At 39.3% G+C, this 13,671-nt stretch carries 13 protein-coding genes; 12 read left to right on the top strand and 1 reads right to left on the bottom strand.

What is annotated here, in order from left to right:
- Positions 1-129 precede the first annotated feature (129 nt).
- Both bhn_RS10655 and bhn_RS10650 read left to right on the top strand, forming a co-directional pair.
- Positions 130-2,124, top strand: coding sequence for an FtsX-like permease family protein (locus tag bhn_RS10655; protein ID WP_071176689.1), 1,995 nt, complete (start codon positions 130-132; stop codon positions 2,122-2,124).
- Positions 2,125-2,170: 46 nt separating this feature from the next.
- Complete coding sequence (locus tag bhn_RS10650) at positions 2,171-3,493, top strand: MATE family efflux transporter (RefSeq protein ID WP_071176688.1); 1,323 nt, start codon at positions 2,171-2,173, stop codon at positions 3,491-3,493.
- 53 nt (positions 3,494-3,546) lie between these two features.
- Here bhn_RS10650 and bhn_RS10645 read toward each other — a convergent pair whose 3' ends face one another.
- The gene (locus bhn_RS10645) at positions 3,547-4,485 is read right to left on the bottom strand and encodes an AEC family transporter (protein ID WP_071176687.1); all 939 of its coding nucleotides are present in this window, start codon (positions 4,483-4,485) and stop codon (positions 3,547-3,549) included.
- Positions 4,486-4,860: 375 nt separating this feature from the next.
- Here bhn_RS10645 and bhn_RS10640 point away from each other — a divergent pair, with 375 nt between their 5' ends.
- The 10 genes from bhn_RS10640 (at position 4,861) to bhn_RS10595 (ending at position 13,669) form a co-directional block, all read left to right on the top strand.
- Positions 4,861-5,355, top strand: a complete 495-nt coding sequence (locus bhn_RS10640; RefSeq protein WP_071176686.1) for a GNAT family N-acetyltransferase — start codon at positions 4,861-4,863, stop codon at positions 5,353-5,355.
- 13 nt (positions 5,356-5,368) lie between these two features.
- The gene (locus bhn_RS10635) at positions 5,369-6,160 is read left to right on the top strand and encodes a GNAT family N-acetyltransferase (RefSeq protein WP_071176685.1); all 792 of its coding nucleotides are present in this window, start codon (positions 5,369-5,371) and stop codon (positions 6,158-6,160) included.
- 69 nt (positions 6,161-6,229) lie between these two features.
- Positions 6,230-6,904 (top strand): response regulator transcription factor, encoded by a 675-nt coding sequence (locus tag bhn_RS10630; RefSeq protein WP_071176684.1) that lies wholly within the window; start codon positions 6,230-6,232, stop codon positions 6,902-6,904.
- 49 nt (positions 6,905-6,953) lie between these two features.
- A complete protein-coding gene (locus tag bhn_RS10625) occupies positions 6,954-7,820 on the top strand; it encodes a sensor histidine kinase (protein ID WP_083386092.1) in 867 nt (288 codons plus the stop codon).
- Between the two features lie 135 nt (positions 7,821-7,955).
- On the top strand, positions 7,956-8,726 hold the full coding sequence (locus tag bhn_RS10620) for an ABC transporter ATP-binding protein (RefSeq protein ID WP_071176682.1): 771 nt from the start codon (positions 7,956-7,958) through the stop codon (positions 8,724-8,726).
- On the top strand, positions 8,716-10,719 hold the full coding sequence (locus tag bhn_RS10615; RefSeq protein ID WP_071176681.1) for an ABC transporter permease: 2,004 nt from the start codon (positions 8,716-8,718) through the stop codon (positions 10,717-10,719). The genes bhn_RS10620 and bhn_RS10615 overlap by 11 nt, the downstream gene beginning before the upstream one ends.
- Entirely contained in the window at positions 10,716-12,029 is a 1,314-nt protein-coding gene (locus tag bhn_RS10610; RefSeq protein ID WP_083385923.1) for an erythromycin esterase family protein, read from the top strand. The genes bhn_RS10615 and bhn_RS10610 overlap by 4 nt, the downstream gene beginning before the upstream one ends.
- Before the next feature lie 36 nt (positions 12,030-12,065).
- Positions 12,066-12,365, top strand: coding sequence for a DUF6688 domain-containing protein (locus bhn_RS10605; protein ID WP_071176679.1), 300 nt, complete (start codon positions 12,066-12,068; stop codon positions 12,363-12,365).
- A 73-nt stretch (positions 12,366-12,438) separates the two neighbouring features.
- Complete coding sequence (locus bhn_RS10600) at positions 12,439-13,068, top strand: lactate utilization protein (RefSeq protein ID WP_071176678.1); 630 nt, start codon at positions 12,439-12,441, stop codon at positions 13,066-13,068.
- 265 nt (positions 13,069-13,333) lie between these two features.
- Positions 13,334-13,669 carry a PadR family transcriptional regulator gene (locus tag bhn_RS10595; protein WP_071176677.1) on the top strand — a complete coding sequence of 112 codons (336 nt, stop codon included), beginning with the start codon at positions 13,334-13,336 and terminating at the stop codon, positions 13,667-13,669.
- The last annotated feature ends 2 nt before the right edge of the window (positions 13,670-13,671 follow it).

Genomic DNA, 13,671 nt, shown 5'->3' with positions numbered 1-13,671 from the left:
GATCATACCTTACAAAATTGTAAGATTACTAAGAGGAAATGTAAGCTAGTTAAAAGGCTTTGCATTTCCTTTTTTGCTATCCTTTGTAATGTAAAGAACTAAAGCACATTACTAACAAGGAGCATGACCATGAAAAATCTGTTTTGGGCAAAAGTAGCATTTAAGAATATATACGAGAACAAAAAATTCCATTTAGCAAATCTGGTAGTTGATATATTTACAGTTATCACGCTATATCTGTATTTCTTTGTGGCAACAAACGAAGGTCTTAAAACAGTTAAAGGTTATGAGACGCTTAAGGTTATCCTTTATTTTGGAGCAGCCTTCCTTACAATAGTTACTTATCTATTCAAGACATACACAGGAAGGATCCTTCTTAAGAGAAGGAAAAAAGAGCTTGGCCTATATGAAGTATGGGGACTTGGAACAAAAGAGATTGCCTGCATCATGGGCTTTGAGAACATATATATGTACCTCTTATCTGTAACAACAGGCCTTCTTTTGGGAATGCTTTTACAGAGAGCTATATATGAGACACTTTTTAAAATGATGAAATGTAGCTCCAACTACGAAAGCGGTTTTAACAGTTTTAGCCTCCTGATCACAATGCTTATCACTTTAGTAATAAACCTTATCTTGTACATCAAGAATCTCGCAGTTATTAAAGGCCAGAACGCCATAGCTCTTTTAACAAAGGGTAATACAAATCAGGTCATCAGAAAGATCAAGGCCCTGGATGTGGTCAAAGGCTTTGCAGGAGTAGCACTGATCGCAGGTGCATATGCCTATGTTAATAACAACGAAGATTTTATAAATAGCATATCAACAATACTAGTTGCAATTGGAGTCCTGTTCGTTGGAAGCTATTTTGTGATCTCAAGCTTTGTGGTAATGATAGAGTTTGCGTTAAAGAGTAAGAAAAGTATTTACTACAAAAATCCATTCTTTATCACAATTGCTAAGCTCATTGCAAAGACCAAGAACAACGCCATGTCCCTTGCTGTTATCAATATCCTCTTTACCTGCGTAGTTCTTGGAACCTCATCTACAGCAGCTCTTTATCTTGGAACAGAGAGACAGGCTGCTGCTGCCTTCAACGTTGATGGCGAGATTAATACAACAGTTCGTGAGAACAAGGAACTTGTAGCTGATATTGTAAAAGAGGCTGCAAAAGAAGCAGGTACTGAAGTTGAACTTATCAGAACTTTTGACAGGTACGCGTTTCAGACAGTATTTGATGAGGAAAAAGGAAGCTTTGATAATAACAACGCCGTAACAAAAGACCTTCCAGAATTAGTGGAGATCATAACACTTGATGATTACAACAAATATGAAAACAAGAACCTGACTCTGGAAGACGATGAGGTCTTCTTCATTGGAGAAGAAGATTTCGAAACAAGAGATTATGACGAACTTGACTATTATGGTAAAAAACTGAAGGTCAAAGAAGTTCTTGAAGGACCTCTATTTGCAAGGACAGATAATATCAAATATGCCTACGAATATACTATTATTGTCAAAGATTATGAGACTATGGAAGAATGCCGTGAGTACATGGTTTCACTTGGCAATGACAGAGAAATACACCATTGGATAAACTATACTACATCAGGCAATCTTGATGAAAAGACAAGATTTGATGAAATTCTTGGAGAGAAGCTCATAAATACTCCTACAGTTGAGTATTTTGACAGCAATGCAACCCAAAGGAGAACCAGATACGCTAGAAATGCCATATTTCTTTTCATCGGAATATTCATCAGCATCATTTTTGTAATGTATATGATCTTCATCATGTACTACAAACAGATCCAGGAAGCTGTAGATGATGTAGAAGACGTAAGAATCATGAAGAAGGTTGGAATGGTAGAAAAAGAGATAAAGCAGGGCATTCGGATAGAGAATAGGATCTTATTCTTTATTCCAATAGTGATGGCATTTTGTCACGTACTTGCCTGCTTTGGACTTATTTGCAGCGTACTTAAGCTTTTTATGCTTACTGATATGAAATTTGCTGCTTTATGCATCTTTGCATTTTCAATGTTCATTTTACTTGTCTACTTGCTTATGTATGCTGGAGCCAACAAGGTGTATACAAACATCGTATTAAATGAGCACAATTAAATTTTGTATTTACTAGGCCACTTTATTCTGCTAGTATGATGATGTTATGACTAAAGGTTCGATTACCAAAAACTTAATACTATTTGCAATTCCACTTTTCTTCGGACAGCTCCTGCAGCAGCTCTACAACGTTGTGGACTCGGTTGTTGTAGGAAATGTTCTGGGAAAAGAAGCACTGGCTGCCGTTAGTACTACCGGTAGCCTTATATTTTTGATGGTAGGCTTTATAAATGGCCTGTTCATGGGCAATAGCGTTATCATAGGTAAAAGATACGGAGCCGGAGACAATGATGGCGTTAAGATAGCGGCTCACACAGGTATCGCTTTTGCAATTGTCATGGGATTAGTAATGACAGTTTGGGGATATTTCTTTACGCCAACGCTTCTAAAGTGGATGGGCACGCCAGCAGACGTAATGCCAAGTTCAGTTCTGTATTTCAAGATATACTTTTTAGGCGGTCTTGGTAACATCCTGTACAGTGCGTGCTGCGGCGTATTTCAGGCAATGGGAGATTCTAAAAGGCCCCTGTACTACCTGATCGTCAGCACAGTCCTTAATACTGTATTAGATATAACCTTTGTCAAATTCATGGGATTGGGCATCGGCGGAGCAGCCCTTGCAACAGTAATAGCTCAGTTTGTTAGCGCTGTTCTAGCATTTGTTAAGCTCACTATGGTGGATGGTCCTCACAGGATCTATTTGAGGCAGCTTAGGATGGATAGAGTTACCTTGGCAAAAGAGCTGAGGATAGGCTTTCCAACTGGAATACAAAATAGCGTTATTGCTATCGGAAACGTAGTTGTTCAGTCAAATATCAACGCCTTTGGATCAGTTGCCATGGCAGGCTGTGGAAGCTACTTTAAACTTGAAGGATTTGTTTTTTTACCAATAACATGTATGTGTATGGCTCTTACGACCTTCGTGAGTCAGAATCTGGGCGCAGGTGAGGTGAAAAGAGTTAAGAAAGGCGCTGTCATTGGAAGTGCCATAGGTGTATCCTGCGCAGAAGTCATAGGTTTTATAGTATTTGCCTTCGCACCTATTCTTCTTCGTATGTTTTCAAGTGAAGCAGAGGTCATTGCAATAGGAACAACACAGGCACGGACAGAGAGCCTTTTTTACTGCCTTCTTGCTCTTAGTCACTGCCTTGCTGGCATATACAGAGGAGCAGGTAAGACAACAGTGCCTATGATCGTAATGTTATCTAGCTGGTGTCTTCTGAGAATAACCTACATCACTATAATCGTGCACATTATTCCTGTAATAAACGTGATATTCTGGGCTTATCCACTGACATGGTCAGTAAGCTCCATAGTATTTATCATTTATTATTTCAAAGGAAAATGGCTTAATATCGGAACAAATTAAAAAAGCCCGGTACATTTTGATGTGTACCGGGTTTTATAATGCAGAAAAACGTATCAGAGCACAGTGGTTGCAGCAGCAATGAGCACGGTGATAGTCACAACAGAAACTACTGTGGTGACTGCAATTGCAGATGCCAGGACGCTCGTATCCATGCCCTTTTTCTCAGCCTGGATCATTGGAAGGTTGCCAACAGGAACTGCAGCCATAAGGCACATGCCAAGGATTGCTGTCTTGTCAAAAGACATTCCTTTCATGATGATCACAACGATTATAGGAAGGATGATCATTCTAAGTACTATAAATACCCATATCCTCCATTCTTTTAATGAACTCACAAAGCTTGATCTGGCGATTGATACTCCGAGAAGAAGCATAGAAAGAAATACGGTTGAATTTCCTACATACTCAATGGTGTTTGCCAGAATTGGTGGAAGTGTTACATTAAACCAGAATACCACAAGGCTAAGTACTGCCATGATAGTTCCTGGAGTGATGATGTTTTTAAGAGAACTGCTCTTTTCTTTAGGACTATCAGAGTCGCTTCCAAGTACTGTTACGCCGTGGGTGTAGAACAGTAAGCTGTAGAATATGTTGATAACTATGACGTACAGGATAGCATTTGGTGGAAGGATTGCCTTGGCAACAGGGATTCCAAGGAAACCAGTGTTAGTATAGACGCACATAAGGTTGTAGAACTTACGCTTGTCAGTATCAACATTTAAAAGAACCGGTAATACAAAACCAATAACTACAAGCACTGCATAGAATGTAACCCCGAGACCTGCAGCATAGAGTAGGTCTTTGTGGGTGGCTGTTATATTTCCGCCAAGGATTGATGCCATGATCAGTGCTGGATTGCAGATATCAACCACGATTGCTGACACCTTCTTGGAAGTGATCCCGTCAACTGTGCCATTTTTCTGCAGCAAAATACCAATAGAAACTAAAAGACAGATGACTCCCATCTGCTGGACAATAATAGATAAACTCATTTCTTTCTCCAAATATATACTTAAAAATTTCCTTTTAATCCATAATTCTAGTTGTTCTCCCCTCATTTGTAAATATAACTTTTTTTGGTGTTGACAGGATATTGTGTGTCAATTATACTAACAACTAATAATTTTTCAGAAAGTGAGAATCACATGACATATTCTTATATTCTCAATTCCATGTCAGAAACTACCATGCCCGTGAATAATAATTATCAGGGGCTTAATAGTGTTATGGTTGATGAGGATATGAGTAAATGCACAGGATGAGATAGGGTATTTACATATAAGTGGTTATAAGGCCTCATCAGACTTAAAAGGTTTGATGAGGCTTTTTCATTTAATAAATACATATAACAAGTAGGAGGAGTAACAATGGAACTAATAAGAGTACAGGATTCAGATTACAGGAAGACATACGAGCTTTATATGACTTTTCCTGAAAACGAGAATGGCTATATCAACAACGTATATGGCTATGATTATGACCAGTTTTTAGGCTGGATTGAAAAAAAGCGCAACTGGTCTATGGGAAAAGACTTACCAGAGGGCTTTGTTCCAGATACCACCTATGTTTTATCAGATGAAGGAAACTATGTTGGTGTATTTAACCTCCGCCACTACCTAAATGATTTCTTACGTGAAGGCCCAGGACACATCGGTTACTGCATGTCTCCAAAATACAGAAATAAAGGCTATGCTACAAAAGGCTTAGCTATGGCTCTTGCTAAGGCTAGACAGATGAGCATTCATGAAGTATACATGTCAGTAAACAAAGACAATCCAGCTAGCCTACGAGTTCAGCAAAAGAACGGCGCATACATCCATCATGAAGACGATAAACAGTACTTTACCAGGATAAAAGAGTAAAAGGAGGACAGTTATGGATAATTTCGTAGATGAGAGAGATTATAGATTATTAGAGTCAGATAAATACACCTTCTTTGTATTAGGAAGGATACTTAAAGGAAAGTGCGATCTGATTCTTTCAGACCATGAGAAGCTTATAATCTGCTTTTCATGCACTCCATTTCCTGTATGGATCTGGACCCCAGATGATGCCACAGAAAAAGACCTTGAGAATGCCTACAAGGTAGTTGCAGAAAATGGACTTTTAGATGGTAAGCACAGCTTTAACGTCAAGTACAAGCTGGCAGAGTTCTTTATAAATAAGACAAAAGACACGCTTCTTAATCTCAAGGTCAAGACCAATATGTTTGCCTATGACTGTCCTCAGGTAAAAGAGCCTTCTACAGTAGCAAAGGGTGATATCTACAAGCTTACAGATGCTGACGAGGATGAGCTTGTGGATTTCACAGAGGCTTTCCACAATGAACTTAAGCTTGATCAAAGAGACAGGAAGTTCTATAGGGAGTCAGCCAAGGCTGATATTGAAAGCGGAAATATCTTTTTCTGGAAAAACGAAAAAGGAGAAAATGTAGCAAGCTGTAAATATAGAGTAGACGATGGTCTTGGATGTATCAGCCTTGTGTATACAAAGCCTGAGCACAGACGTGGTCACTACGCTGAGAACCTTGTAAGTAAGGTTTCACAGATTGCGGCAGCAAAAGGCCTTACGCCAATGCTCTACACAGATGCTGATTACGTTGCTTCCAATGCCTGTTATGAAAAGATTGGCTATATCAGAAGAGGAGAGCTTTGTACTATCGGCTAAAAAATGTTAATCTGTATAAGTGGGCAGAGCCCATGAATATTGACTATACAGAGTAACAGAGAGAAAAATATGCGAAAAGTATTTATTGTTGAGGATGATGAAGTAATAGCTGCTCAGGTCTCAAAACACCTTGAGACCTGGCAGATGAAGGCAAAGGTGGCTCAGGACTTTCAGAATATCATTGAAGAGTTTAATGAGTTTAAGCCAGATATAGTACTGATGGACTTAAAGCTCCCTGCTTATAACGGATTTTACTGGTGCGGAGAGATCAGAAAAGTATCACAGGTACCTATAGTATTTGTGTCATCAGCTGATGAGAACATGAATATCGTAATGGCCATGAACATGGGGGCAGACGACTTTATATCCAAGCCCTTCGACCTGCAGGTACTAACAGCCAAGCTCCAGGCAATACTTAGAAGGAGCTATGGCGAGAGCATCTCAGTTCATGAGCTAGAAGTAAAGAACGTGAAGTTAAACCTTGATGATACATCAGCGTCTGTAGGCGATGAGAAGCTTGAGCTTACCAAGAACGAGTACCTTATATTAAAGACTCTGATGGAGCAGGCTGGAAAAGTAGTTTCAAGAGAGAGCATCATGGAAAAGCTCTGGGGAGCTGACGAATTTGTAGATGACAATACTCTTACAGTCAACGTCACCAGGATCCGCAAAAAGCTTGAAGCTGCCGGGGCAGAGGACTTCATAGCAACAAAGAGAGGATTGGGCTACATCGTTGGTGAATAAAGGCTTTTGGGGAAATAATCGAATATACATATTGAGCAATACCTTTCTTATGCTTGTATTTGTTGTTGTATGTGTGTTGTACCGCGCTGCGTCAGACTTTATCTTTTATGGGATCTCTTTTATCCTGCTGATCACAGCAGTTGCATGTATATATAATCAACATGTCATAAAGTCATCTTCCATAAGTGAACCAGAAAAGGAGACAGATGATGACAGCGCAAAGTGGGAAGCTATCAGGGAAAAAGAAGATTTTTTTGCACTGTGGGCCCATCAGATAAAGACTCCAATTGCAGCCATGAAACTCCTACTTGCAGACGAAGAGCCAGATATGGGAGATTGCAAAAGAGAGCTCTTTAAGATTGAGAATTATGTGGAAACGGCTCTTAACTACCTTAGATTTGAAGGTATGTCAGGGGATATGCTGCTTGAAAAGACAAGTCTTGAGCCTCTTGTAAAGCAGGTAGTCAAAAAGTATTCCACGATCTTTATTCACAAGCATCTGTCAGTTGAACTTGAAAACCTAGATATCACCATACTTACAGATGAGAAGTGGCTATCCTTTGTACTAGAGCAGGCACTTTCCAATGCCCTTAAGTACACCAAGGAAGGCGGTATCAAGATATTTACCAGAATCCCAGAAGAGGGCAAAACAACTGCTGATACCGAGATAGTCATAAGAGACACAGGTGTTGGCATAAGTAGTGAGGATCTTCCAAGGGTATTTGAGAAAGGTTACACAGGTTACAACGGCAGGATGGATATGAAGGCCAGTGGCATAGGCCTTTACCTTTGTAAGGGAGTTTGCGACAAGCTGGGCCACAAGATCCGCATAGAATCAGAGGTCTCCAAGGGAACCGACGTTGTGATCACAGTGTGTAAGGAAAAAGTTAATATAGGGAACCTTACAAAAATGTAAGATTACTAAGAGGAAATGTAAGCTATTAAAAAGGCAAGGCATTTCCTTTTTTGTTATCCTTGTTATTGTCAAGAGACGAAAGCATGAGCAAAAGCCCATGAAAACACATAGAAGATTAGTACGGAGGAATGAAAGATGTCAGTATTAGAAGTTAATCATGTAAAAAAAGTATATAAGACAAGAATGGGAACAAATTCAGTTACAGCACTTAAGGATGTGCACTTTAGCGTCGAGAGAGGCGAGTTCGTTGCGATCATGGGCGAGTCAGGAAGTGGTAAGACAACTCTTTTAAATATCCTTGCAAGTCTTGATATGCCAACAGCAGGTAAGGTTCTTGTAGATGGTAAAGATTTCTCAGCACTTAAGGATGGAGAGAGAGCCATCATGAGACGTAACAACCTTGGATTTATCTTCCAGGATTTCAACCTTCTTGATAACTTCACTATTGAAGATAACATCAAGCTTCCACTGGTTCTTGCCGGTGAAGATTACAAGACAATGGACGCTAAGGTTGCTCCACTTGTAAAAGAGCTTGGAATTGAGGAACTTTTACACAAGTACCCATACGAAGTATCAGGTGGCCAGAAACAGAGAACAGCAGTAGCTAGAGCACTTATCACAAATCCTCAGATCCTTCTTGCTGATGAGCCTACAGGAGCGCTTGATTCCAAGGCTGCTACAAACCTTATGCATCAGCTTAGAGACATTCACAAGAGTGGTCAGACAATCCTTATGGTTACTCACAGTAATGTGGCTGCTAGCTACGCAGACAGAGTTATGTTCATCAGAGACGGCGAGGTATTCCACCAGATCTACAGAGGACAGATGAACAGAAGCGAGATGCTTGATAAGATCTGTGAGTCAGTTACAGTACTCATGAGGGGAGGAGAGGACAGTGAATCATAATCTTCTGGGAAACCTTGCTCTTACGGGGCTCAAAAACAACAAAAAGGCAGTGCTTCCTTACATACTTGCAAGTGCCTTTACAGTAATGGTCTTTCATATATTGGTATCTCTTATTGATAGCAAGTACATCATGAGAGACGGCGTAGCAGCATTTAAGGGAGCCAATTACATCGTTCGGTTTGTTTCTATCGGTTCTATTGTAGTTGGAATCTTTGCCATGATATTTCTTTTTTATGGAAATCAGTTCGTAATGAAGGGCTACAAAAAAGAAATTGGACTATATGGCGTTTTAGGACTTAGCAGGAAAAATGTCTCAACAGTAATGGCTCTTGAGAGTCTTATAATAAGCGCTTCATCAATAGTTCTAGGCGTTGTAGCCGGAGCATTCATGAATAAGCTCATGGTCCTTTGGATTTACAGGATCATCAAACAGCCATTTGTAAGTGGAATGGATTTTTCACTTAGAGGAACAATGCTTACTGTGATTTTTTTTGCAGTTGTTTTTGGAATTTGTCTTATCCACAACCTTCTTACAGTAAGGCTTGGCAATCCAATCGAGCTTTTAAAGAGTGACAACATAGGTGAAAAGGAGCCCAAGGTAAAGGTAGTTCTTTTGATCATCGGAGCCATAGCTCTTTTAGTTGGTTACAAGATGGCTCTTTCTACAGACAACACATTTGTTGCTCTTGGAAATCTCTTTAAGGCAATGATCCTTGTAACTATCGCAACCTATGCTCTTTTCATTGCAGGTAGCATCTTTGTACTTAAGATGCTCAAGAAAAACAAAAATTACTATTACAAAACAAAGCATTTCATCAGTGTTTCAAATCTGATGTACAGAATGAAGCATAACGCAGCAGGTCTTGCATCTATCTGCATCTTATCTACCGGAGTTATTCTTCTTTTGGTTTGTTCAACTGCTCTTTTTATGCTAGGTGAGCAGAATATCAACTCTATGTTTAGAAGAGATGTGGTAGTACGTGATATAAATGATGGAGATGTTACCCTTGATGAATATGACGCAGTTGTCACAAAAGCAGTAAAAGAGGCAGGAATAAGCGACTCTGACAGAATTGTCAGAAAGTACTATATGGATATCTGCAATGTTTCAGCAGATGGAAGTATTGAGTGCTATACAAAGGGTAACTACGACTTTACTTCTATGAGAGTTTTATATGTCATAACCCTTGATGAATATAATCTCTACACCGGAGAAAAAGAGACTTTGGACGCCGGAGAGATCCTTAGATACAGTGCGGGTGCCAAGGTAAAGGCCGGTGAGAATTTCAATATATACGGTTCAGATTATAAGATCAAAAAGAAGATCTCATCTAAATGTCTTGAAGAAGTATTCGACCCATCAATGTCTCTTTTTGATGAAGAGATAATAGTTGTTGCAGATAAGACAGAAAAAGAAAAGCTTTTATCTCAAAATCCAGAAAGCCTTGTTGGATTTGAACAGGTTTATGTTGGCTTTAATGTGCCAAAAGATACAAGCTATGAGCAGATCGGCATAGTGAAAGATACTATCTTAAAGGCTCCATTTGAAGCCAGTGTAACTTATAAGGAAGATGAAAGAAGCTCTTTTTACAGTATCTATGGCGGGATCTTCTTTGTTGGAATCTTCCTTGCAGCTCTTTTCCTCATTGCAACAGTAATGATCATCTTCTACAAGCAGATGTCAGAAGGCTTTGAAGATAAAAAGAGATTTGAGATCCTGTCAAATGCAGGTCTTTCCGACAAGGAAGCTAAGGGCGCAATTAAGAGTCAGGTAATGCTCATGTTCTTTTTACCTGTGACAACAGCAATCATCCATATGATAGTCGCAAGTAAGATAATAAGACTCTTTTTGGGAATGATCCTCTATGTGGATACACTTACCTTTAATCTCGCAATCATAGTTGTGAGCCTTATATTCCTCGGAGTATACACACTTGTTTATAACATTACATCCAAACAGTATTACAACATAGTTTATGGGAAGGAAGCATGAAAATGAAAGTGTTCAAAAAAATCTGCAAGGTAATTCTTGCAATTATACTTACAATAGTTTTAGTTGGGTCTCTGGCAGCAGTTATAGCCCTTAATTATAAGACAGTTCTTGCTAGTCACAAGATAAAAGATGTTGTGAATAGTGCAAAGACTTTTGATGATATAGAGATTCCTGATAGCGTTAAGATCGTAGGCGTTGGCGAGGCAACTCACGGAAGCTCAGAGTTTCAGACACTTAAGCTTGAGATGTTTAAAAAGCTTGTAGAAGAAAATGGCTTTACAGCCTTTGCACTTGAAGCAGACTTTGCTGACTGCCTTGAAGCTAACGAATTCATTCAGGGCGGTGAAGGAAATGCAAGAGATATCGTAAACAACATGAGCTTTAAGATCTATCATACAGCGGAAATGGCCAGGATCCTTGACTGGATGAGAGAGTATAACCTGTCTGTTCCAAAGGAAAAGAGCCTTAGATTCTATGGATTTGATATGCAGAATCCAGAAAAGGGTGTAGATTTTCTGAAAAACTACATGGCAGAAAATGGAATTACTGGAATTGATACATCAAGCCTTGACGATTGGCTTGATGAAGAAAGAACAGAAAGCATAACAGAAGAAGATGCTGAGAAGATTAAGGCCGAACTATCTGAGATCAGAAAAGCAGTTGAAGCATTAAGTGATTCTCAACAGGATTTTGATACTATCTGTGCTATCAAAACAACCGAAAACATCGAATCAACTCTAGGTTACATTTTTGTCGAAGACCTTGATATGTATGCATATAGAGATGAGGCTATGGCTGACAACGTTACATGGATCCTTGAGCTTGAAAAGAAGCTTGGAAGCGGCAAAGTGATGCTTGCTGCCCATGATGGTCATATTTCAAAAGCGCCACATAGCTCCATGATGCCTACTACTATGGGACATATTCTCAAGGAAAAGTATGGAGATGAATACTACAGCCTTGGAACAGATTTCTTTAAGGGTAAGGCTAATATCAGTGTACTTAGCATCACAACTGAGGAGTATCAGAGAAAAGACTATTATGTTACAACAGCTGATCCAATAGCTTATCAGGCAAAGTACATGAAGGATAAGAAATTCTATCTGGACTTTGGAACTATTTCGCCTGAAACGGACAAAAAAGTTTATGATCTTGTCCATTCACCAGTCTCAATGGGAACTGTAGGAGAGGGCTTTACAGGCATCTATTATATCTACCACTCAGCCTACAGAACAGAGATGGCACCTGCGGATCTCTATGATGGAATGATCTTTTACTATCAGGTACATGCCACAGTACCTCAGTACTAATAAATAAATCAAGGAACGCCCCAAAAAGGCGTTCCTTTGAATATTGATACTCTCCCTACTGTGGTGACATTTCTTTGCTTGAGTATTTTGGGGTACATCATTCTTGAATATATTCCAATGACCAAAATGGCACAAAGACCTGTACTTGATCAGGAAGGCATCGGAACAGCTCTTGAGGAAGCGCTTAATACTCCGCTTGCATGGCCTATCATTGCAATACTTATGATGATTCCTTTATTTGCGGCTGTAGCTCTGATACTTGGAGCTTTTGGTCAGCCATCAGATGCAATAACAAGAGCATTCACAGAGACTATCGGATGGACCTTTTCTAAATAAAGATTGTGCACTATCTAATTTGAATGTATAATTATAAAAACATTTGAAATGTGCATGCTTAGAGGAGGTTTCTATGAACGAAAATATTGTTAAACGTAACCAGCTGCTGGCACAGCAGGTTATCAAGGGAATTGAGTCAAGAAACATGAAGGGCTACTACGCAGCTACTAAAGAAGAGGCTCTTAAAATCGCACTTGAGATCATTCCTGAGTCTTCATCAGTTACTATGGGCGGCGCAATGTCAGCTCATGAGATTGGTCTTGTAGATGCTCTCAAGAATGGGAACTATAACTTTATCGATAGAGATAAGGCAGAGGATAAGAGAGCAGCTATGCTTGCAGCCTATGATGCTGATTACTTCCTTACAAGTGCCAATGCGATCACAGAAGATGGCGTAATGGTCAACATTGATGGCAACGCTAACAGAGTATCAGCAATTGCCCAGGGACCAAAGCATGTAGTTGTTATCGTTGGAATGAACAAGATTTGTCCTGATGTTGACGCAGCTATGAAGAGAGCAAGAAACGTAGCAGCACCTATAAATGCTCAGAGATTTGGACTTAATACTCCATGTGCCAAGACTGGTTCTTGCATGAACTGCAAATCTCCAGACACGATCTGCTGCCAGTTCCTTATTACAAGATTCTCACGTCATGCAGATCGTATCCATGTGATCTTAGTAAATGACAACCTCGGATTCTAAATTTCTTTTAACTAAATAAATGAAAATTCAAAGGGCTTACAACCAATAAGATGGCTGTAAGCCTTTATTTTATGCGACTTTTGAACGTTATCAAAATTTGGTAAAAAAATTTTTGAAAAAGTTATTGACATACTATGACAGCCGTAGTATATTTACTTCATCAGATATAGTACGACTGACGTAGTATGATAAACGTAGTACTACAGATGAAGTATATTATATTGAAATTGATCAATTGAATATAAAGAAAGGGAGTGATTCATGGATGATTGAGATCAGTAGCGATGTAATTCGCGGATACAATGACACGATCATATTATTTATACTCCTTGATGAGCCCTCATATGGATACGATATATCCAAGAAGATAAGGGCACTTTCGGAGGATAAATATATTATCAAAGAAACAACTCTTTATTCTGCATTCACCAGAATGGAAAAGAACGGATACGTTGAATCCTATTCACAAAGTGCAGAGAATGGCAAGAAGAGAACCTACTACAAGATTACAGAACTCGGCAAAAAATATTATGAGGAAAAATGCCAGGAATGGCACTTGACGAAAGAAGTCGTCGAACATTTTATTAGAGGAGAACAGTGATT

It is taken from the genome of Butyrivibrio hungatei (genome assembly GCF_001858005.1).
Lineage (GTDB): Bacteria > Bacillota > Clostridia > Lachnospirales > Lachnospiraceae > Butyrivibrio > Butyrivibrio hungatei.
This window is presented reverse-complemented; position numbering and strand designations above follow the sequence as displayed.